15 protein-coding genes are annotated in these 21114 nt (G+C 73.6%); 3 read left to right on the top strand and 12 right to left on the bottom strand.

Going from position 1 to position 21114, the window contains the following annotated elements; genetic code table 11:
- Window positions 1–75: 75 nt before the first annotated feature.
- The 5 genes from ETU37_RS11335 to mraZ all read right to left on the bottom strand — a co-directional run bounded on the left by ETU37_RS11335 (window position 76) and on the right by mraZ (window position 4376).
- Window positions 76–1950: a peptidoglycan D,D-transpeptidase FtsI family protein gene (locus tag ETU37_RS11335; RefSeq protein ID WP_276319684.1), complete on the bottom strand. Its 1875-nt coding sequence runs from the start codon at window positions 1948–1950 to the stop codon at window positions 76–78.
- Complete coding sequence (ftsL, locus tag ETU37_RS23665) at window positions 1947–2561, bottom strand: cell division protein FtsL (RefSeq protein WP_240755679.1); 615 nt, start codon at window positions 2559–2561, stop codon at window positions 1947–1949. The genes ETU37_RS11335 and ftsL overlap by 4 nt, the downstream gene beginning before the upstream one ends.
- Window positions 2558–3514 (bottom strand): 16S rRNA (cytosine(1402)-N(4))-methyltransferase RsmH, encoded by a 957-nt coding sequence (gene rsmH / locus ETU37_RS11330; protein WP_129987437.1) that lies wholly within the window; start codon window positions 3512–3514, stop codon window positions 2558–2560. Before rsmH ends, ftsL begins: the two co-directional genes overlap by 4 nt.
- Before the next feature lie 3 nt (window positions 3515–3517).
- Window positions 3518–3703 carry a hypothetical protein gene (locus ETU37_RS11325; RefSeq protein ID WP_129987436.1) on the bottom strand — a complete coding sequence of 62 codons (186 nt, stop codon included), beginning with the start codon at window positions 3701–3703 and terminating at the stop codon, window positions 3518–3520.
- Window positions 3704–3947: 244 nt separating this feature from the next.
- Window positions 3948–4376: a division/cell wall cluster transcriptional repressor MraZ gene (gene mraZ / locus ETU37_RS11320; protein WP_129987435.1), complete on the bottom strand. Its 429-nt coding sequence runs from the start codon at window positions 4374–4376 to the stop codon at window positions 3948–3950.
- 453 nt (window positions 4377–4829) lie between these two features.
- Between mraZ and ETU37_RS11315 the strand changes: the two genes are divergently transcribed.
- The 3 genes from ETU37_RS11315 to ETU37_RS11305 are packed head-to-tail and all read left to right on the top strand — an operon-like array spanning window position 4830 to window position 9554.
- Window positions 4830–5825 (top strand): AAA family ATPase, encoded by a 996-nt coding sequence (locus ETU37_RS11315; protein ID WP_129987434.1) that lies wholly within the window; start codon window positions 4830–4832, stop codon window positions 5823–5825.
- A gap of 13 nt (window positions 5826–5838) precedes the next feature.
- The gene (locus tag ETU37_RS11310) at window positions 5839–7152 is read left to right on the top strand and encodes a DUF58 domain-containing protein (protein WP_129987433.1); all 1314 of its coding nucleotides are present in this window, start codon (window positions 5839–5841) and stop codon (window positions 7150–7152) included.
- Entirely contained in the window at window positions 7149–9554 is a 2406-nt protein-coding gene (locus ETU37_RS11305; RefSeq protein WP_129987432.1) for a transglutaminase TgpA family protein, read from the top strand. Before ETU37_RS11310 ends, ETU37_RS11305 begins: the two co-directional genes overlap by 4 nt.
- 125 nt (window positions 9555–9679) lie before the next feature.
- Here the strand turns inward: ETU37_RS11305 and ETU37_RS11300 are convergent, their stop codons facing one another.
- The 7 genes from ETU37_RS11300 to ETU37_RS11270 all read right to left on the bottom strand — a co-directional run bounded on the left by ETU37_RS11300 (window position 9680) and on the right by ETU37_RS11270 (window position 21113).
- A complete protein-coding gene (locus ETU37_RS11300) occupies window positions 9680–10126 on the bottom strand; it encodes a DUF3040 domain-containing protein (RefSeq protein ID WP_129987431.1) in 447 nt (148 codons plus the stop codon).
- 125 nt (window positions 10127–10251) lie between these two features.
- Window positions 10252–10977 (bottom strand): FliA/WhiG family RNA polymerase sigma factor, encoded by a 726-nt coding sequence (locus ETU37_RS11295; protein ID WP_240755678.1) that lies wholly within the window; start codon window positions 10975–10977, stop codon window positions 10252–10254.
- Complete coding sequence (locus ETU37_RS11290) at window positions 10974–11513, bottom strand: RsiG family protein (protein WP_240755677.1); 540 nt, start codon at window positions 11511–11513, stop codon at window positions 10974–10976. Before ETU37_RS11290 ends, ETU37_RS11295 begins: the two co-directional genes overlap by 4 nt.
- Before the next feature lie 418 nt (window positions 11514–11931).
- On the bottom strand, window positions 11932–14898 hold the full coding sequence (locus ETU37_RS23860) for a PAS domain S-box protein (protein ID WP_129987430.1): 2967 nt from the start codon (window positions 14896–14898) through the stop codon (window positions 11932–11934).
- A 35-nt stretch (window positions 14899–14933) separates the two neighbouring features.
- The gene (gene dinB / locus ETU37_RS11280; protein ID WP_240755676.1) at window positions 14934–16184 is read right to left on the bottom strand and encodes a DNA polymerase IV; all 1251 of its coding nucleotides are present in this window, start codon (window positions 16182–16184) and stop codon (window positions 14934–14936) included.
- A 51-nt stretch (window positions 16185–16235) separates the two neighbouring features.
- Window positions 16236–17006 (bottom strand): methyltransferase, encoded by a 771-nt coding sequence (locus tag ETU37_RS11275; RefSeq protein WP_129987429.1) that lies wholly within the window; start codon window positions 17004–17006, stop codon window positions 16236–16238.
- Between the two features lie 27 nt (window positions 17007–17033).
- On the bottom strand, window positions 17034–21113 hold the full coding sequence (locus tag ETU37_RS11270; RefSeq protein ID WP_129987428.1) for a DNA polymerase III subunit alpha: 4080 nt from the start codon (window positions 21111–21113) through the stop codon (window positions 17034–17036).
- Window position 21114: the final 1 nt, after the last annotated feature.

Here is a 21114-nt window from a genome sequence, read left to right as displayed (position 1 = left end):
GGGTCGGGATCACGCCAGCAGGTCCAGCCACAGACGAAGAGGCTACAAGCGCGGCGTCCGGCGAGCGGCGGCTGGTCACCACTCGACGACGGGCTTCGGGGCCACCGAACCGGTCGGCGGCACGGCGTACTTCTGCAGCAGGTGGGTCATGACCTTGCGGAACGCCGGGCCGCCGACGGAGCCGCCACCGCCGCCGTTGGAGGGGTTCTGCACGACGACGTACACCATGAAGCGCGGGTCGTCGGCCGGGGCGAAGCCGGCGAAGGAGACGGTGAACGTGCCGTCGTAGCCGCCGTTGGGGCCCACCCGCTGGGCGGTGCCGGTCTTGCCGGCGACCCGGTAGCCGGGGATGGCCGCGCCGGGCGCGGTGCCCTCGTCGAGGTCGGTCACCGCCTCCATCATCTCGGCGGTCTTCCGGGCGGCGTCCTCGCTGACCACGCGGTGCCGGGTGGCGGTGTCGGAGCCGACCTCGATCCCCGCCGACGTGGTGAGCCGGCCCTTGACAAGGCTGGGCTGCACGTAGACGCCGCCGTTGGCGACCGTGTTGATGGCCGCGGCCATCTGCACGGCGCTGACCGCGACGCCCTGGCCGAAGGAGACGGTGTCCTTGGTCAGCGTCCCCCAGTCCTTCACCCGGGGCAGGACGCCGGCGGACTCGCCGTCGAAGCCGAGGCCGGTGGGCTGCCCGAGGCCGAAGGCCCGCAGGTACTTGTAGTAGGGCCGCTCCCGCATCTGGCGCGCGGCGAGCACGGTGCCGATGTTGGAGGACTTCGCGATGACCCCGGTCATCGTGAGGCGCAGCCGGCCGTGCGGGAAGTAGTCCTTCAGCGGCGCGGCGCCCGGCCGCGGCAGCGACGGGGGGACGGTGATCTTCGTGTCCGGCGACACCAGGCCCGAGTCGATGAGCGACGCGGCGGTGAGCACCTTGTTGACCGAGCCGGGCTCGTAGGCGTCGCGCAGCGCGCGGGCCCCGAGGTCCGACTCGGGCGACAGCGTCGGCCCGTTGGCGTCGTACGTCGGGTAGTCGGCGACCGCCAGCAGCTCGCCGCTGCGGGTGTCCATGACGACGGCCGAGCCGGACTCGCCGCCCGAGCCCTGGACGGCGGTGCGCAGCACCCGCTGGGTGTACCACTGCACGTCGCGGTCGATCGTCAGCGTGACGTCCTGGCCGGACTGCGGGACGACGGTGTCGTTCTCGCCGAGCGGCAGCCGGTTGCCGGCGCCGAGCTCGTAGGTCGCCGACCCGTCGACGCCGTGCAGGGTCTGGTCGAACATCAGCTCCGCGCCCTCGGCGGCGTCACCCTCGGCGTTCATGAAGCCGACGAGGTTGGAGGCGACGTCCTTGGCCGGGTAGTCGCGCACCGGGTCGCGCTGCGACGAGACCCCGGAGTAGCCCTTCGCGTCGAGCTCCTGGAGCACCTCCCGGGCGACGGTCGAGGGGACGCGGCGGGCGAGGTACTGGAAGCGGGTGTCGGGACGACGCAGCCGGTCGAGCAGGTCGAAGTAGTCGACCGAGAGCCGCCGGGCGATGATCGTGGCGATCTCGCTCGCGTCGTCGCGGGTCAGCGTCGGGTCGGCGATCAGCATCAGCCCGTCGACGGACTCGGCCAGCGGCTCACCGTTGCGGTCGAGGATCGCGCCGCGCTCGGCGGGCAGCGTGATCGACTCCATGACGCCGCCCTGCGCCTCCGCCTTGGCGACGTACGCCGCCGCGTCGACGCCCTGCAGCTGGAACAGCCGCGCGGCGAACACCGACACGATCATCGCGATCAGGATCAGCCCGATCCGCAGCCGGACCAGCGACGTGCCGCGCAGCGCCGCGACCGGGCGGCGGGGGCGACGGCGGGGCCGCCGGCGCGGGGGTGGGCCCTGCCGTTGCTGGGGACGCGGGTGCGGCCGGGGGTGCCGACCTGGATGGGGCCGCGGGTGCGGCCGCCTGCCCTGCGTCAACGTCCGCTCCCCTGCTGGCCGTCGGCCCGTCCTCCCCGGTCCCGCGTCGTGCTCTTTGTACCTGCTCGGTCGCCGTCCTCCCGGTTCGCCGCGCCGGACTCGTCGGTCTCGGTCTCGGGGGCCGGCACGATGACCGGGTCGGGCCGGAGGTTCTTGGGCTTGCGGGTCGGCAGCGGGGAGATCCGGACCGCGTCCTCGGGCACGGCGGCGGTCGGCGTGCCGAGCACGGTGCCGTCGGAGAGCCGGATGAAGGCCGGGTTGGCCGGCGGCACCATGCCCATCTCGCGGGCAACCTGGGCGACGCGCTGCGGGTCGCGCAGCTGCTCGAGCTCCATCTGCAGCGACTGCTCCTGGGCGGCCAGGATCTGCGACTGCTGCTCCAGCGCGGTCGCGGTGAACGACGACTGCTGCATGGACGTGTTGAACATCAGCAGCCCGGCGACGCCGCTGACCAGGAGCAGCGACACCAGGGCGACGAACGGCACCCGCGGCGCGCGGGTGCGGCGGCGCGGGACGACGGTGAGCCGGGCCCGCTCGACGGCGGCCTCGGCGATCTTCGGGACCCGGTTGCGGGCCCATGCGGATCCGTTGTTCGGTGCGGCCTGGCTCATCGGACTCCCCCTGCTACGCGTTCCACGGCCCGCACGCGCACGGAGGCGGCGCGGGGGTTCTCGGCGATCTCGTCGGCGGGCGCCTTCTCGGCGCCGCGGGTCAGCAGCCGGAACGGCGGCTCGTGGCCCTCGGGCACGAACGGCAGCTCCGGCGGAAGGTCGCTGCGGGTGACCTCGGTGAAGGCCTGCTTGGCCATCCGGTCCTCGAGCGAGTGGTAGGACATGACGACCACGCGGCCGCCGACGCCCACCGCGTCGATCGCCGCCGGCAGCGCGCGGCGCAGCACCGACAGCTCGTCGTTGACCTCGATCCGCAACGCCTGGAACGTCCGCTTGGCCGGGTGGCCGCCGGTGCGTCGCGCGGGCGCCGGGATGGCGGCGTACAGGAGCTCGACGAGGCGGCCGCTGCGGGTGAACGGCTCCTTGGCCCGTTCGCGGACCACGGCCTCGGCGATGCGGCGGGCGAACTTCTCCTCGCCGTACTCCCTGAGGATCCGGGCGAGCTCGTCCACGGAGTACTCGTTGAGCACGTCGGCGGCGGTCGGCCCGGTGGTGTCGTTCATCCGCATGTCGAGCGGAGCGTCCTCGGCGTAGGCGAAGCCGCGCTCGCGGACGTCGAGCTGCATGGAGGAGACGCCCAGGTCGAACAGCACGCCGTCGACGTGGTCCAGCCCCTGCTCGGCGAGCACCTCGCCGATCTCGTCGTACACGGCGTGCACGAACGTGACCCGCTCGGCGTACGGCGCGAGCCGCTCGCGGCTGCGCTCGAGGGCGTGGGTGTCGCGGTCGATGCCGATGACGCGGGCCTGCGGGCAGCGCTCCAGGACGGCCTCGGTGTGGCCGCCGAGGCCGAGGGTGGCGTCGACCATGATCGAGCCGGGCCGCTCGAGCGCGGGCGCGACCAGGGCGACGACCCGGTCGAGCAGCACCGGGACGTGGGCGGGAGTCGGCATGGCCTAGGCGCCCTGACCCGCCAGCGTGACGACCAGGAGCATCGCGCCGGCGAGGGCGGTGGAGGCGACGGCGGAGAACGCCATCACCACCGCGCCGTCGCGGACCTCGTGGCGGACCCGGCGCAACGGTCGCGCGTCCACCGCGGGTGCGGTGATGCCGGACAGGCGTCCGGGTGCGAACGAGCTCATCGAGTCGACCCCTCGGTTGCAGCTGGATGGTGGTGCGGAATGCAGAGGGGCCCACCTGGTTCGCCGGGCCAGGTCCGGCGTCCGCCCGTTCCGGAGGGAAGTTGCCTTCTGGCACCGGGGAAGGTGTGCCAGACGGCTCCGGAGGGGCGGACGCAGACCTCGTCCGGCGACTCGGGTGAGCCCCTGTTCAGTTGTGCCCTGTTGTGCGGTGTTGTGCCTGTGTGCCCGTGCTGTGCCGGCCGGGTCAGAGACCCGGGAAGACGTCCTCGGAGAGGTCCGCGAAGGCCTGCTCCTGCTCGTCGGAGTAGCTCTGCCACGACGCGGCGTCCCAGATCTCGATCCGGTTCATCGCGCCGATCACGATGCAGTCCTTCGACAGCGACGCGTACTCCCGCAGCATCGGCGGGATGGTCACGCGGCCCTGCTTGTCCGGCGTCTCGTCGGAGGCGCCGGCGAAGAACATGCGGACGTAGTCCCGTGCGGCCTTGTTGGTGACAGGCACCTCGCGCAGCCGCTCGGTGAGCTTGCCGAACTCCTCCATGGACCACACGTAGAGGCAGCGCTCCTGCCCTCGAGTGACCACGAGTCCCTCCGCAAGCTCGTCCCGGAACTTCGCCGGGAGGAACAGGCGCCCCTTGTCGTCGAGCCGGGGTGTGTAGGTACCGAAGAACATCCGGTCCCTCCCCAGGTCCACGTCGAGAGGCTCCCTCTCCTCCACTGCGCTCCACTCTAACCCACTTTCCTCCACCGTCAACCATTTCCGGGCTTTCTCCCCCGTGTTTCCCGCCTGCTCGCGGGCGGTTCCGCTGCCGGCCGGAGCCGGCCCGGGCACGGCGCGGGAACGGCGCGGGAACGGCGTGGGACCGGGCCCGCAGGCGTGGGTGGGGCGGAGTGGAGCGGGCAGTGGGGCGAAGTGGAGCGGGCGGGTGGGGCGAGGTGGAGGGAGGCGGCTCTGGGCACGTGCGGGCAGACTGGAGGCGAACGATTCGGTGACGCTCGGGGGACGCTTCCGGGAGGTCGGTGACACGTCACCGGCGATGAGGTTGACTACCTCCACCCCGGGGGTGCTGGGGACGGGGACGCGCACGCACCAGGCGGCGCCGCCAAGAGGGAGAAAGAGGATCGCGTGACCTCAACAGGAGCGGAGACCGGCACGGGATCGGCAGGAGCCGACCTCGACACCCTGCAGCGGGTGACGGGCCTGGTCCGGGGCGGCATCGAGAAGGTCATCGAGGGCAAGCCCGAGGTCGCGCGCCTCGCGGTCGTCGTGCTGCTCGCCGAGGGCCACCTCCTCATCGAGGACGTGCCCGGCGTCGGCAAGACGATGCTGAGCAAGACCCTGGCCCGCACCATCGACTGCTCGGTGCGCCGCATCCAGTTCACGCCCGACCTGCTGCCGTCCGACGTGACCGGGGTGTCGGTCTTCAACCAGGACAGCCGCGAGTTCGAGTTCCGGCCGGGTGGCGTGTTCGCCAACGTCGTCGTCGGCGACGAGATCAACCGCGCCAGCCCCAAGACGCAGTCCGCCCTGCTGGAGTGCATGGAGGAGCGCCAGGTCACCGTCGACGGCTCGACGTACCACCTCGAGGCGCCGTTCATCGTGATCGCGACCCAGAACCCGATCGAGATGGAGGGCACCTACGCCCTGCCCGAGGCGCAGCGCGACCGGTTCATGGCGCGGGTGTCGATGGGCTACCCGGTCGAGGCCGCGGAGATCGCGATGCTCGACAGCCACACGCGCTCCAACCCGCTCGACGACCTCGAGCCGGTGACCGACGCGGCCGAGATCCGCAAGCTGATCGGGATCGTCGGCGACGTCTACGTCTCCGACGCGGTCAACCGCTACGCCGTCGCGATCGCGACCGCCACCCGCCGCTCCCCCGAGCTGCTGCTGGGTGCCTCGCCGCGCGCGACGCTGCACCTGGTGCGCGCCGCCAAGGCCGCGGCGGCGATCAGCGGCCGCGACTACGTCATCCCCGACGACGTGCAGGAGCTGGCGGTGCAGGTGCTCGCCCACCGGATGCTGCCGACGGTGGAGGCGTCCATGAGCGGCCGCACCACCGAGCAGGCCGTCCGGCAGATCGTCGCGGGGGTCGCGATGCCCGAGAGCCGACGCGGCTGAGCGGGAGCCGACGATGCGTGAGGCACTCTCCGCCCTGACCACCCGAGGCCGGGCGTTCCTGGCCGCCGGGCTCACGGCCACGGTGTGTGCGGTGTTCCTCGGGTACGACGAGCTCGTCCGCGTCGGCGCGCTGCTGCTGCTCGTGCCGCTGGTGACCGCGTGGTTCCTTGGCCGCAGCCGCTACCGTCTCGGGCTGGTCCGCACGCTGACGCCGGCGCAGGTGTCTGCCGGCCAGCAGGCCCGCGTCTCGGTCGACCTGACCAACGACGGCCGGATGCCGACCGGTCTGCTGCTGCTCGAGGACCAGATCCCCTACGTCCTGGGCACCCGCCCCCGCTTCGTGGTCGACCGGATGGGGCCGCGGTGGAAGCGGCAGGTCGGCTACATGGTGCGCTCCGACGTGCGCGGCAAGTTCACGATCGGCCCGATGAAGGTCCGGCTCAGCGACCCGTTCGGGATGGTGGAGCTCGACCGCACGTTCCAGACGACGTCGTCGCTGGTGGTGACGCCGCGCGTGGTGCCGCTGCCGCCGGTGCCGCTGTCGGGCGCGTGGACCGGTTCGGGCGACAACCGGCCCCGGGCCTTCGCCAGCGGCAGCGCCGAGGACGTCACCGTGCGCGAGTACCGCCGCGGCGACGACCTGCGCCGCGTGCACTGGCGCAGCAGCGCGCACGCCGGCGAGCTGATGGTGCGCCGCGAGGAGCAGCCGTGGCAGTCGCGCGCCACGCTCTTCCTCGACAACCGCAAGATCGCGCACGTGGGCAGCGGACCGGCCTCCTCGCTGGAGCACGCCGTGGTCGCGGCCGCGTCGATCGCGGTGCACCTCGTGCAGCGCGGGTTCAACGTCCGGCTGGTCACCGCGGCCGGCGAGGAGACCTCCTCGCAGTGGCACGAGCACACCGTCATGGCCGCCGAGACCCGGCACCTGCTGGAGTCGCTGGCCGTGGTCTCCGCGGTCACGCACCCGCACCTCGACGTGAAGTGGCTCCAGGACGGCGGCCACTCCGGGCTGCTCATCGGCGTGCTCGGCGCCGTCTCCGACCACGACCACCCCGTGCTCACGCGGATGCGCCACTCCGCCGCCGGCGCCATGGCCGTCGCCCTCGACGTCGGCGCCTGGGGCCGTGCCCCGGGAGGCGCCCCGCTCGCGGGCGCGGCCGCCGTACCGGCGGTGCCGTGGCTGACCGCGCACGGCTGGCGTGCGGTGGCCGCCGGCCCGCGGGACCCGCTGCCGACGGTGTGGCAGGAGCTCGGCCTGCTCGGCCGCACCGCCTCCACCACCCGGTCGCAGTCGGCGACCGTGTCCTCCGCGAGGAGCGTGCTGTGAGGGACCGGCTCGACCTGGGGCTGCCGGGCTCGGCCCTGACCGCCGGGCTCGCGGCGCTCACGGCGTGGGTGACGCTGCTGGTCTGGTCGCCGTTCGCGGAGCAGCCCAGCACCTTCCTGGTGCCGCTCGCGTTCGGCGCGCTGCTGGTCGCCGTCAGCGGGGTGCTGCTGCGCGCCGCGCGCCTGCACCCGCTGCTGGTCCTGCTCGTGCAGGTGCTGGTGGTCGGGGTCTGGCTGCACCACCGGCTCGCCGGGCCGGCCGCCACGTGGGGCTGGATCCCCAACGCCACGTCGCTGGAGACGTTCCGGCTCGCGTTCGTGGACGCGGCCGAGGTCGCGCGCACCTACGCCGCCCCGGTGCCCGCCGAGGCCACGGCCTTCGCCCCGCTGATGATCGTCGCGGGCATGGGCATGGTCCTGCTCGTCGACTTCATCGCGTGCACGCTGCGCCGGGCGCCCGTCGCGGGCCTTCCCCTCCTGGCGGCGTACACCGCCCCGATCAGCATCCTCGACGGCGGCGTCCCCTGGGCGAAGTTCGCGGCCGGGGCGCTGTGCTTCCTGTTCCTCATCGCCGCGCAGGAGGCGACCCGGCTGTCGCAGTGGGGCCGGCAGGTCTCCGACCACCGGATGTTCGACTCGCAGAGCACCGAGGTGAACAGCCAGGCCGTCTGGTCCTCGGCCCGCAAGATCGGCGTCACCGCGACCGGCCTGTCCGTGCTGGTGCCGCTGCTCGTGCCGACGCTGTCGCTGCAGCTGTTCGACGGCTTCGGCAACGGCCCCGGCGGCAGCGGCGACTCGGTGTCGCTGACCAACCCGATGGCCGACATGCGGCGGGACCTCTCACGCGGCCGCGACGTCGACCTCATCACCGTGCGGACCGACGACCCCGACCCGACGTACCTGCGGGTCACCGTGCTGGACCGCTTCGACGGCGACAGCTGGCGGCCGTCGGAGCGCGACATCCCGCGCGACCAGTCCGCCCAAGGCCTGCTCCCCCGGCCGCCCGGTCTCGACGACGAGACCGAGCGCGAGATCTACGACTGGGACGTCAGCATCAACGACCGGTTCGACTCCAACTGGCTGCCGGCCCCCTACCCCACGCACTCCCTCGAGGCGCCCGGCGACTGGCGCTACGACGTCCGCACGATGGACTTCATCGCGGCCGTGGACGACCTCGACACCCGCGGCCAGAGCTACGAGCTGCAGTCGCTGCGGGTGAACCCGACCGCCGAGGAGCTCGCGACGTCGGCACCGGTCCCGGCCACGATCTTCCAGCCGATGACCGAGCTGCCCGACATGCCCCCGGCGGTCACCCGGCTCGCCCTGGAGGTCACCCGTGACCAGCCGACGAAGTTCGAGCAGGCCGTCGCTCTGCAGCGCTGGTTCCGGGTCGGCGGCGGCTTCGAGTACTCCCTCACCCGGCGCCCCGGCACCGGGCTCAGCGAGCTCGAGGACTTCCTGCTCAACGACAAGAGCGGCTACTGCGAGCAGTTCGCCACCGCGATGGCCACGATGGGTCGGGCGCTGAAGATCCCGTCACGGGTGGCGGTCGGCTTCCTCCGTCCGACCTCGACCGACGGGGGCGAGACCTACACCTACAGCACCCACGACCTGCACGCGTGGCCCGAGATGTACTTCGAGGGCATCGGCTGGGTGCGGTTCGAGCCGACGCCCGCGGTGCAAGCGCCGACCGTGCCGTCGTACACCCGCGGCACGATCGACCGCGACGACCCGGGCAGCACGACCTCCTCGCGCGCGGTCGCCCCGACGCAGAACCGGATCGACCAGCCGACCGCGTCGGCCGCCGCCGGGTCGGGCGGCGGCGGGGGCGGCATCGACCTGCGCTTCCTGGTCCGCACGGCCGGTCTGGTCCTGCTGGTGGCGCTCGTCCTGCTGGTCCCCCGGCTGCTGCGCGAGCTGGTGCGCCGCCGGCGGTGGGCGACGGCGACGTCACCGGTGCTGCTGGCCGAGGCGAGCTGGGCCGAGCTGCGCGACACCGCGCGCGACCTCGGCGTCGCCTGGGACGACACCGTCACCGTGCGCAGCCGGGCCCGCGAGCTGGTCCGGTCCTTCGGCCGGCCCGGCGGCGACGAGGACGCGATGACCCGCGCCGAGGCGCGCGGCGAGGACGCCAACCCGGAGGCGGCCCGGTCCCTCGACGGGCTGGTCCGGCTGGTCGAGCTCGCCCGGTACGCCCGCGAGGTGCCGCCGTCGGCCGCCGAGGTCGACGCGACGCGCGCCGACGTCGCGCGGTGCGTCGAGGCGTTGCGGGCAGGAGCAAGCCGCCGGGCGCGCACCAAGGCCGACTGGCTCCCGGCCTCGCTGATCCACGGCGGTGCGACGACCACCGGCCGGCGCCGGCAGCTCCGGTTCGACGAGCCCGGCGTCGACCGCGCGGTCTGACCATGAATCGTCTGCGCGCCACGGGGTGATCCACGCGGGCGCCTCGCACACGAATCAGCCCCAGACACGGAGAAGGGACACCGACCGTGGCCGGTGTCCCTTCTCGATGTCCGGGGCTGCCTGGGCTAGAAGCCGTTCTGGTCGCGGCGGCGGCGCCAGCGCTCCTCGAACCGCTCCATCATCGTGCCGTGCTGCTGGCCGCGACCGCCGCGCGCGGGCTTGCTGCGCTTGCTGGCGCGGCCGCCCTCGATCAGCGTGAACGGCGAGTGCGGGTCGGCGGGCGCCTCGTTGTCGTGGCTGGCGTTGGAGCCGCGCCAGGACACGAGGGCGACGTACGCCGCTCCCAGCATCACCACGAAGCCGACGATGCCGACGACGGTCTGGGAGGTCACCGCTCCGGTCATGAGGGTGACGACACCGACGAGGAAGACACCGCCGGCGATGTAGGCGCGACGACGCGCGTGGTGACGCATCCGGGAACCGCGCATCGTGGAGGCCAGCTTGGGGTCCTCGGCGACCAGCGCGCGTTCCATCTGCTCGAGCAGTCGCAACTCTTCTTCCGAGAGCGGCACGGCTACCTCCCGCCAGTCATCGTGTGCCCAAGTCTAGGCAGCAGTTCAAGACGGTGGTACCCGGTCGTGGGAAAATTCACCCCTCGGGACCACGATCCGGTCGCGTCCGGGCCATCCGTGTCCGGTCAGGCGGACTCGAGCGCGACGATCTTGGTGCGCAGCGTCGCGGTCGCCCGGCTGTGCAGCTGGCTGACGCGCGACTCGGTGACGCCGAGGACCGAGCCGATCTCGGCCAGGGTCAGGCCCTCGAAGTAGTAGAGCGCGATCACGACCTGGTCGCGCTCGGCGAGCTCCTGCACCATCCGCATCAGCAGGGCGTTGTCGTCGCCCTCCTCGACACCGGTGTCGGTGGCCGAGGCGAGCTCGTCGGCGAGGTCGAAGTCGTCGAGGTTCGCGTGGTTGCCCGAGGCCTGCTTCGTCAGGTCGCGGACCTGCTGCAGCGGCATGCCCGCCTCGGCGGCGACCTCCTCGACCTCGGGGCTGCGGCCGAGCCGCTCCTCGAGGGCGAGCTGGGCCTTCTGCACGGTGCGGAGCTTGTCGCGCACCGACCGCGGCACGAAGTCCATCGCGCGCATGCCGTCGATGATCGCGCCGCGGATGCGCGGAACCGCGAAGGTCTGGAAGGTCAGGCCGCGCTCCGGGTCGAACCGCTCGACGGCGTCCATCAGGCCGAGCACGCCGTCGGAGACGAGGTCGTCCTGGTCGACGGAGTCGGGCAGCCGGGTGCGCATGCGGCCGGCGACGTACTTCACCAGCGGGGCGTACTGCATGACCAGGCGGTTGCGGAGGTTCGCGTCGCCGGTCTGCTGGTACTCCTTCCAGAGCAGGAGCACGCTGTCCTGGTCGCTCACGCGAGCCCTCCCGTGCGCGTGTGCGGGCGGGTCAGGGCGACCAGCGCGCTGACCGGGTCCTCCCGGTAGCGGCCGATCAGCTCCTTGGTCGCCTGGTCCAGCCGGCCGTGCAGGGCCTTGCGGTACTCGGTGAGCTGCTGCTCGGCGGTGCGCAGCCGGTCGAGGGCGTCGGCCACGGCGGCGGCGTCGTTGGGGTCGAGCTCGGTCACCCACATCTCCTGCAGCACCGGGAGGTCGGGCAACGGCTCGGCGGCGTGAACGCTGACGAGCGCCGTACGGCCGCGGCCCTGGCCGGTGTCGCCGAGCACGCGGACCAGCTCGTCGATGTGCAGCGGTCGCTCGTGGTGCGCCTCGGCCTCGAGGACGTCGATGCGCGCGTGCGCGAGCCGGCGCCAGTAGGAGACACGCTCCTCCTCGTCGGCCAGCCGGCGGCGGTACGCGCGGAGCCCGTCGAGGGACAGCTCGGACCAGTGGCGCGGCGGTTCCTCGACGCTCGCGACCGCCCCCTGCGGTGCACGCGTCTCATCCATGCTCATGGTCGCTTCCAGCCCTGGCCGTTCCGGACGACAGACGATTTGGGTGATCCATGCCGATTTCCAGCATGACCGAACGGCGACAACCTTTCCACCTTTCGCGCTCGCGCGCGGGGATCTGCGGGCTCGGGGGCCGGACGTCCGTCGGGAAATAGTCCGTTCGGACTATCAAGGGGTGTCGCGGGCCGGCCGAAGAACATCTCGACTGAACGAGCACGCGTCGCTCTTGGGAGGAACGACGCGCGTGACCTCAGGACCCCACGCCGCGGGACGCAAGCCCCCCTGCCGAACGCGGTGCCGATGCCTCAGCCCCCCGATGCGTCGGCAACGGAAGCCCCCAGTCCGAACTCGAGACGGACCGGGGGCTTCTGCTTTTCCACCTGCGCGACTGGCTCGTTGGGGCGGGCAGCAAAGCGGCCGTTCAGGCGAGCGTCGCGAGCAAGGACTCCAGCTCGTCCACGCCGGCGGCGGCACCCCAGAGGTATCCCTGGCCGGCGTCGCAGCCCAGCGCCCGGAGCAGGTCGAGCTGGCCGGCCTGCTCGACGCCCTCCGCGACCGTCGCCATGCCGAAGGCCCGGGCGAGGCCGATGACCGACCGTGCGATGCCGAGCGCCTCGGGGTGGTCGGCGAGATCGGTGACGAACGACTGGTCGATCTTCAGCGTCCGCACCGGCAGCCGCTGGAGGTGGACCAGGGAGTTGTAGCCCGTGCCGAAGTCGTCGATGGCGACGTTGACCCCGCTGGCCGAGAGCCGGTCGAGCAGTGCGCCCGCCTGGTCGGCGTGGTCCATGATCGCGTGCTCGGTGATCTCCAGCGACAGGCACGAGGCGGGCAAGCCCGTCTCGGTGAGCATCTCGGCGACCAGGTCGTCGAGGCTCTGCTGGGAGGTGGTGCGCGGCGAGATGTTCACGGAGACGTAGACATCTCCCCCGATGACGCCCCGCTCGCGCAGCGCGACGAGGTCGCGGCCGGCGGACCGGATCACGGCGCGGTCGAGGTCGTAGGACAGCCCGGCGGTCTCCGCGGTCCGCACCACCTCGTCAGCGGCCAGCAGCCCGAGCGTGGGGTGCTGCCACCGGATCAGCGCCTCGACCCCGACGACCCGCTGCGACGCGAAGTCGACGATCGGCTGGTAGCCGAGCGTCACGCCGTCGCGGGCGAGCGCCTCGTGCAGGGCCGTCGACACGGCCAGCCGTCGCTCGGCGGCGAGCGACCCGTCGTCCTCCGTCGCGTCGACGTACACCGAGGTGCGGCTGCGCCCGGACACCTTGGCGGTGTACATCGCCGCGTCGGCGAAGCGGAGCAGGTCGGAGATGGAGTGCGGCGGCGACATCGCGATGCCGATGCTGGCGCCGACGTGGACCGGCTCGCCGCCCAGGTCGAACGGCACCCGCAGGGCCTCCTGGACGCGCTCGGCGACGAGGTCGGCGTCGGCAGCCGTGGCCTCCTCGCACACCACGGCGAACTCGTCGCCACCGAGCCGCGCCACCGTGTCGGTCTCGCGGACGGCGCCCGAGAGCCGTCCGGCGACCTCGACGAGGAGCCGGTCACCCGCCTCGTGGCCGCGCGAGTCGTTGATCAGCTTGAAGTGGTCGAGATCGAGGAACAGCACCGCGAGGCCGGCCCCGGCCTCGTCGCCGGTGGCGGCGACGCGTTGCTGGCGGTGCGCGGCCATCGAGAGCCGGTCGATCAGCAGGGCGCGGTTGGGCAGGCCGGTCAGCGAGTCGTGCAGCGCCTGGTAGCGCAGCTCGGCCTCGGCCTCGCGCTCGAGCGTGACGTCGCTGACCATGCCGAGCGAGCCCAGCTCGCCGCCGGCGTCGTCGGAGAGCGGGCCGGCCGCGATGAGCAGGACCCGGTGGGTGCCGTCGGGGTGGGCGTAGCGCACCTCGAGCTGTTCCGGCCCGGTCAGCGGCCGCCGGGCCAGTCGGTCCTCGGCGCGGGCGCGCTCGTCGCCGTCGAGGAGGTCGAGCATCGACGTACCGACCAGGGCGGCGTGGTCGACGCCGAGGATGTCGCCGGTCTTCTCGTTGGCGAACAGGACCGTGCCGCGCCGGTCGAGGTGGATGATCCCCTCCTGAGCGGTCTCCACGATCGCGCGGTAGCGCTCTTCGGAGCGGCGCAGCTCCTCGCGGGCCGCGAGCTCTGCGGTGACTTCGTGCAGGTTGATGACGAGTGCGGAGAGAGCGGGGTCGTCGAGCGCGTTGGTGGCCACGGCCTCGAACCAGCGCCAGCGCTCGGTCACGTCGCGGCCGCGGACGGTGATCCGGTCGGTGCGGCCGGGAACGGCGGTGATCCGGTCGAGCATGGCGCGGCAGCGCGGGACGTCGTCGGGGTGCAGCACCTCGAGAGCGCTGCGGTCACGCATCTCCTCGGGCTGGTAGCCGAACACCCGGGTGAACGCCGGCGAGGCGTAGACGACCTGGCCCGCGGCGTCGAGGGCGAGGGCCGGGTCGACGGCGCGGCGGTACAGGCCTCGGAAGAAGGCGTCCTGCTTCTCCACGCGCTCGTGGGCCTCGGCGACCTCGCTGAGGTCGTGGCCGAACACCGCCAGCTCGCGGGGCGTGCCGTCGCGGTCGCGCACGAGCGAGACGTCGATGAGCACCGGCAGCTCGCTGCCGTCGGCCCGGGTGGCGACGACCTCGTAGCTGATCGCGTCGGACTCCCCCGCCGCGAGCCGGTCGAGCTTGACGGTCGCGTCGCCGAGGTCGACGGGGTACACCAGGGTGCGGGCGTCGCGGCCGAGCAGCTGGTCGCGCCGCCAGCCGAGCAGCCTGCAGCTCGCGTCGTTGACGGACACGAACCGGGCGTCGAGGTCGAGCAGCGCCTGCGGCTTGGCGACCTGGTCGAACCGGGCGTGCGACCGGGCGAGCGCCTCGGTGAGGTCGCGTCGCACCTGTTGCTCGTACGTGAGGTCGCGGGTGATGGCGCTCATGCCGAGCACCTGCCCGGCGGGGGTACGGCGGATCGCCGGGACGAGCGAGAGCGGGAAGGTCGTGCCGTCGCGGCGGAGGCCGGTGCTGGTCATCCGGCCGATCGGCTCGCCGCTGAGCACGCGGCGGCGCAGCTCGAGCGCCTCGGGGTGGACGCTCGCGTCGACGAGGACGGTGACCGGGCGGCCGACCAGGTGGGCGGGGTCCCAGCCGAACATCTCGGCGGCGGCGTCGTTGGCCCAGACGATCACGCCGGCGGCGTCGGCGGCGACCACCCCGTCGGGGGTGCTGGCCGCGATGCTGCGGAACATCTCCGCCTCGGCGACCGGCGCCAGCGCGGTGACCGGGGTGTAGCGGTCGCCGGCGCCCGGCCCGGGTGTGCCCGGCGGCTGGGTCGGCAGGCCGAGGGGGCGCGCCTGTGCGCGCGCCGGCCCGTCAGCCGGGCTGCGTGAAGCCACTCGTTCTGCCTCCCCCCGGAGGTGCTGTGACCGGGCTACGCCCGATCTCCCCGCAGGAGCGTAGCCGGTCGGACCGCCCGATCCCCGTATCTGAGGACGGCGCGGTCGACGGCCTGGTCGGCCTCCTGCCAGCCGTGCTCGCGGCCGCCGAGGACGAGCTGGCGCTGCACCCGGGTGCGCGGCATCAGGCCCTCGACGCGCACGCCGACGAGGCGGATCCGGGCGCGCTGCAGGCCGAGGGCGGCGTACAGGTCGGCGGCGGTCTGGTAGATCTCCCGGGTCACGTCGGTGGCCTCGGCCATCGTGCGGGAGCGGGTGATGGTGGTGAAGTCGGCGAACCGGACCTTCAGCGTCACCGTGCGGCCGCACACCTGGGCGGTGCGCATCCTCCCCGCCACCTTGCCCGAGAGCCGCAGCACCTCGCGCAGGATCACCTCGTGGTCGTCGCTGTCGCGGCCGAAGGTCTCGTCGGCGCCGATGCTCTTGTCGGGCTCGTCGTCGCCGCGCCGGGGCACGACGGTGCGGCCGTCGATGCCCCAGGCGAGCTCGTGGAGCTGGGTGCCCATCGCGACGCCGATCGCGCGGTGCAGCGTCGGGAGCGGCGTGTGCGCGATGTCGCCGATCGTCATCAGGCCGAGCCGGTGCAGCATCGCGGCGGTCTTCTCCCCCACGCCCCACAGCTCCTCCACGCCGAGCGGGTGCAGGAACGTGGTCACCTCCTCGGGCGGCACCACCACGACGCCGTCGGGCTTGGCGCGCCGGGACGCGAGCTTGGCCAGCCCGACCGTGCCGGCGACCCCGACCGAGCAGGTGATCCGCTGCTCGTCGTGGATGCGGGCACGGAGGTGCTCGGCGACGGCGTACGGCGAGGAGAACCGGCGCAGCGACCCGCGCACGTCGAGGAACGCCTCGTCGAGCGAGATCACCTGCACCTGCGGGGTGACCTGGCGGAACGTCTCCATCACCGACGACGACACCGCGCTGAACTGGTCGTAGTCGGGGCTGACCACCACCAGCCCCGGGCACAACCGGCGTGCACGCGTCATCGGCATCGCGGACCGGACGCCGTAGGCGCGCGCGGCGTAGCTGGGCGAGAGCACCACCCCGCGCTGGCCACCGCCGATCACGACCGGGACGCCGGCCAGGTCGGGCCGGTCGCGCAGCATCACCGAGGCGTAGAAGGCGTCCATGTCGACGTGCAGCACCGGGCAGTCGCGGGAGGCGCGCTCGAGCACCGCGCGGTCGAGCCGGGCCGTGGCGACGGGGTCCCAGGGCGCGGCCGTCACGGCCGGCTCCCGGTGCAAACCCTGATGCGGCTCCGGGTGCGACCTCGCGCGTCAGCGGCGGGTGGCGACCACGTGGATCTGCGTGGCGAGCGGGAGGTACTCCGGCCGGTCGGCGACGGCCTGCTCGAGCGCGACGAGGCGCTCGGCCGCGCCGGGCTCGAGGTCGACCTGCGAGCTGGGCACCAGGTCGACGAACACCCGGACGGCCTGCATGGCGTCGGTGTCGAACCCGGCCTCGTCGAGCACGGTCGCGACCTCGTCGGCGGTGAAGCGACGCCCGGTGCCGCTGGTGCCGGAGCCGGTGTCGTCGAGGATCGCGAGCGCCTGCGCGAAGTGGCCGGCCATCGCCCGGGTGACCACCGCGGCGTGCCGCTGCCCGACGAGCAGGCTGAGCACACCGCCGGGGCGCAGCAGCGCGGCGATCGAGGCGAGTGCGGCCGGGACGTCGTCGACGATCTCGAGCACGCCGTGGCAGAGCACGAGGTCGGCGGTGCCGGGGGGTACCCGGTCGGCCAGGGACCCGTCGGCGAGGGTGCCGAGGTCGCCCTGGACCGCGGTGACCCGGTCGGCGACGCCGGACTCGTCGGCGCGGCGGGCCAGGATCGCGAGCGCGTCGGGGCTGGGGTCGACGACGGTGACGTCGTGGCCGAGGCCGGCGGCGCGGACGGCGAGCCCACCGGTGCCGCCGCCGACGTCGACGACCCGGGCGCTGCCGCTGCCGGAACCGCCCCCGGCGACCCGGCCGAGCACGTCGCGCAGGGCACCCCAGACCACGGCGGTGCGGGCGGCACTGCGGCGCTGGAGGCTGGTCTCGGCGGGCATGACGCCCACCCTAGTGGCGTCCTCATCTCATGCCCCCGAGGATCCAGGGGACGAGTGCCAGAGCTTGCGGGGTGCAGACTTGGTGTCCTCGCCGGCCGGCTTGATGTCGGCGTACGGCGACATCTTGAAGCCGCTGGAGTGCACGAGCACCCGGCGCCGGCCCATGCCGCCCGCGGCACCCGCGCCACCGCCCGGACGGGCGACGCCGTCGCCCTCCCCCTCGTCGCCCCCGAACGACGCCGGCTTGGCCATCACCGGCCGCGTGGCCCGGCTCTCGGCGGCGCCGCGGGTGGCGCGGTCGTCGACGTCGGCGGCGGCGAAGCCCTCCGGCACGGCGGCGAGCACCTCGCGCACGGCGTCGATCCCCTCGCGCTGCCACAGGTCGTGCAGCGCGGACAGCTCCCAGCAGCCGGTGGCACGCAGGGAGACGCCCTGGTGGCCGGTGCGCCGCAGCTCACCGCGGACGAGGAGCAGCCAGGAGCCGAAGACCGTGGCGGCGTACGGTCCCTGCGCGTCCTCGAAGAACGTCGCGTCGACCGGACCGGTGCCGTCGTCGAGGGTGAGGAACACGACGCGGCGGCCGGACCTGATCGGCGGCGTCTGGGTGGCGACCTTGACCCCGGCGACGAGCAGCTCGGACTTGCTGCGCCGGTTGAGCAGGTCGACGGACCGGGTCACGTCGAGCGCGTCGAGCAGGCCGGCGTAGAAGTCGACGACGTGCCGGCTCACGTCGAGGCCGAGGATCTCGAGCTCGGCGCGGACGCGTTCGGAGGCGCTCATCTCCGGCAGCCCGGACACCTCGCCGTCGACCGGCGCGTCGCCGAGGTCGAGGGCGAGCTGGACCGAGGTGACCGGCCGGGCCTTGCGGGTGGCCTGCGACTGGCGCGCGGCCTGCTCCCACACGCCGGCCTTGGCGCGGGCGGGGTGCAGCTGGGACTGGTCGGCGAGGTTGGAGGGCTGCTCCCACGGCTCGTGGCCGGACCGGGCGCCGGAGGGCCGGACCGCAAGCTCGTCGCGGCCCTCGGCCCGGACCCGGTCGTCGGAGCTGTTGGCACGCGCGGCCGCCTCGGCCCGGACCGCGGCCCCCTCGCGGCCGTTGGGCACGGTGCCGCTGCGGGGCAGCCCGCGCCCGCGGCCCTGGCCGGCGCGGTCGATCGCCCGGGTGTGCCGGTCGAGGTCGGCGACCTGGAGCAGCAGGTCGCGCCGGGTGACCGTGCCGCGGCGGCGGACCCCGCGGCCGGCCAGCGGCGAGCCGATGCCGTAGATCGAGTCGAACGCCCCGGCGAGCACCAGCCGCTCGACGACCGGCCGGGACACCCGGGCGCGGTGCCAGAAGTCGGTGAGCGACTGGTAGGGCCGGGCCGCGACGATGCGCAGCACCTCGGCCTCGGCGATCCCCTTCACCTCGTCGAGGGCGAGCCGGATGCCGTAGGCACGCCCGTCCGGCAGGTCGGGGTGCGGCGCCTGCCTCGGCGCGGCGCCGAAGATCTCGGGCGGGGGCTCGTCGTGGAGGCCGACCTTCTCGACGACGTACTCCTTCTCGCTGGCGTTGACGTCGAGCGGGAGCACGGCGATGCCGAGCTGGCGGGCGTCCTCGAGGATGAGCCGCTTGGGGTACATGCCGGGGTCGTGGGTGAGCACGCCGGCGAGGAAGTGCGCCGGCCAGTGCCGCTTGAGCCAGGCGGACTGGTAGGTGGGCAGCGCGAACGCGGCGGCGTGGGCCTTGCAGAAGCCGAACGACGCGAACGCCTCGAGGACCTTCCAGACCTCCCCGACCAGCCGGCGGGGGTAGCCGCGGCCGACCGCGCGGGGGAAGAACCACAGCTTGGTCTCCGCCATCCCCTCGACGTCGCCGAGGGCGCGGCGGGCCTCGTCGGCCTCGGCCAGGGTGCAGCCGGCGAACTGGGCGATGATCTCGATGACCTGCTCGTGGAACACCACCACGCCGTGGGTCTCGCCGAGGATCGGGCGCAGGTCGTCGTGGAGGTAGAGGGGCATCTTCCAGCCCTGCTTGGCGTCGAGGTACGGCGTGATCATGTCGCTCTTGACCGGGCCGGGCCGGAACAGCGAGATGTCGGTGATGACCTGCTCGAAGGTCTCGATGCCGGACTTGCCGACGAGCTCGCGCTGGCCGGGGCTCTCGATCTGGAAGCAGCCGAGCGTGCGGCCGGTGGAGATCATCCGGTAGGTCGGCTCGTCGTCGAGCGGCACCTGCTCCTCGTCGTCGAGGTCGACGGTGACGCCGTCGACGCGCCGGATCTCGGCGACGGCGTGGGCCATCGAGGACTGCATCCGGATGCCGAGCACGTCGAGCTTGAGCAGGCCGAGGTCCTCGACGTCCTCCTTGTCGAACTGGCTCATCGGGAAGCCGGCGTAGGAGGCCTCGACGGGGGTGCGGTCGAGCAGGGTGGCGTCGGAGAGCAGCACGCCGCAGGGGTGCACCGCGATGTGCCGGGGCAGGCCGTCGAGCCGCTCGACGAGCCGGAACATCAGGTCGAGCCGTTCCTCCCCCAACCCGGACGCTCGCAGCTCGGGCAGCTCGCGCAGCGCGACCCGGGCGTCGCGGGCGCGGATGTGCGGGAACGCCTTGGCGATGGCGTCGATCTCGCCGAGCGGCATCCCGAGCGCGGCGCCGACGTCGCGGACGGCGTGCCGGACGCGGTAGGTGTCCATCATCGACACGCACACGCAGCGCTCGCCGCCGTAGCGGTCGAGGACGGCTTCGTAGACCTCGAGCCGGCGCGCGGACTCGACGTCGACGTCGACGTCGGGCAGCGCCTGCCGCAGCGGCGAGAGGAACCGCTCCATGAGCAGGTTGTGCCGCAGCGGCTCGACGCCGGAGATGCCGAGGAGGTAGTTGACCAGGCTGCCGGCGCCGGACCCGCGGGCCGCGCAGCGCACGCCCATCTCCTTGATCAGGTCGGTGACGTCGCCGACGGTGAGGAAGTAGGAGGCGTAGCCGAGCCGGCTGATCACCTGGAGCTCGTCGTCGAGGCGCTTCCAGACGCGCTGCTTGGGAGCGCTGCCGTAGCGGTCGCCGATCGCGCCCTCGCAGCGGGCGCGCAGCATCCGGTCGGCCTCGTCGCGGGAGGCGCCGAACTCCGGGAAGTGGATCTCGCCGAGGCCGAGGTCGGCGCGCGGGTCGAGGGCGCACCGGTCGCCGACGGCCCGGGTGCGGGCGAGCAGCCGTCGGGCCTCGCGCTCGCTGTCGCCGAGGCCGGCGAAGCGGCAGATCTCGTCGGCGACCTCGGCCATCTGCTTGCCGGACTTGAGGAACCCCTCGGCGTTGCCGCGGTCGACGTGGCGCAGGTCGAGCGGCACCAGCCGGCGGGCGGCGTCGAGGACGTCGACGGTGGTGGCGTCGACGCGGTCGGCGTAGCGGACGGCGTTGGTGAGCACCGCGCCGAGGTGGTGCTCGCGGGCCGCCCCGAGCATCCGGGCGGCGTGGGGCGACGAGCCGGGGCCGGAGCCGGGCAGCCGGTGGGAGACCACCTCGACGAGCAGGTCGGCCGGGTCGACGACCTCGCGCCAGGACGCGAGGACGGCGTGGGCCAGGTCGTCGCGGCGCAGGGTGGCGGCGCGGCCGAGCTCGGAGCCGGGGCCGAGCAGGACCAGCACGTCGCCGGCGTCGGCCGCGGCGAGGTGCTCGGCGACGATCTCCCGGGTGGTGACCGGGGTGCCGCGCTCCCCCGCGAGGTGGGTGGCCGACACCAGGCGGCACAGCGTCGCCCAGCCGCGCTTGCCGGCGGCGAGGAAGGTCATCCGGGGCAGGCCGCCGCGCTCGGGACCGGGATCGCGGAACGCCCCGCCGCGCACCGGGGTGCGGGGCGTGCGGGCGGTCCGGCGGCCCCCGGGGCTGCTCCCGGCCGCGACCGGGAGCAGCCCCGACGGGGCGACGGCGAGGTCGACCCCGAGCACCGGGCGCACCCCGGCCTGCAGGCAGGCCTTGGCGAACCGGACCGCGCCGTAGGTGCCGTCGCGGTCGGTCAGCGCCAGGGTGTCCATCTCCTGCTCGACCGCGCGCTCGACGAGGACGTGCGGGTGGGAGGCGCCGTACTGCAGGGAGTAGCCGGATGCCACGTGGAGATGCACGAACGGGTCGGGCAAC

The organism is Nocardioides iriomotensis (genome assembly GCF_004168035.1).
GTDB classification, from domain to species: Bacteria; Actinomycetota; Actinomycetes; order Propionibacteriales; family Nocardioidaceae; genus Nocardioides_B; species Nocardioides_B iriomotensis.
The sequence above is the reverse complement of the archived record's forward strand: the minus strand, read 5'-3'. Positions and strand labels throughout refer to the sequence as shown.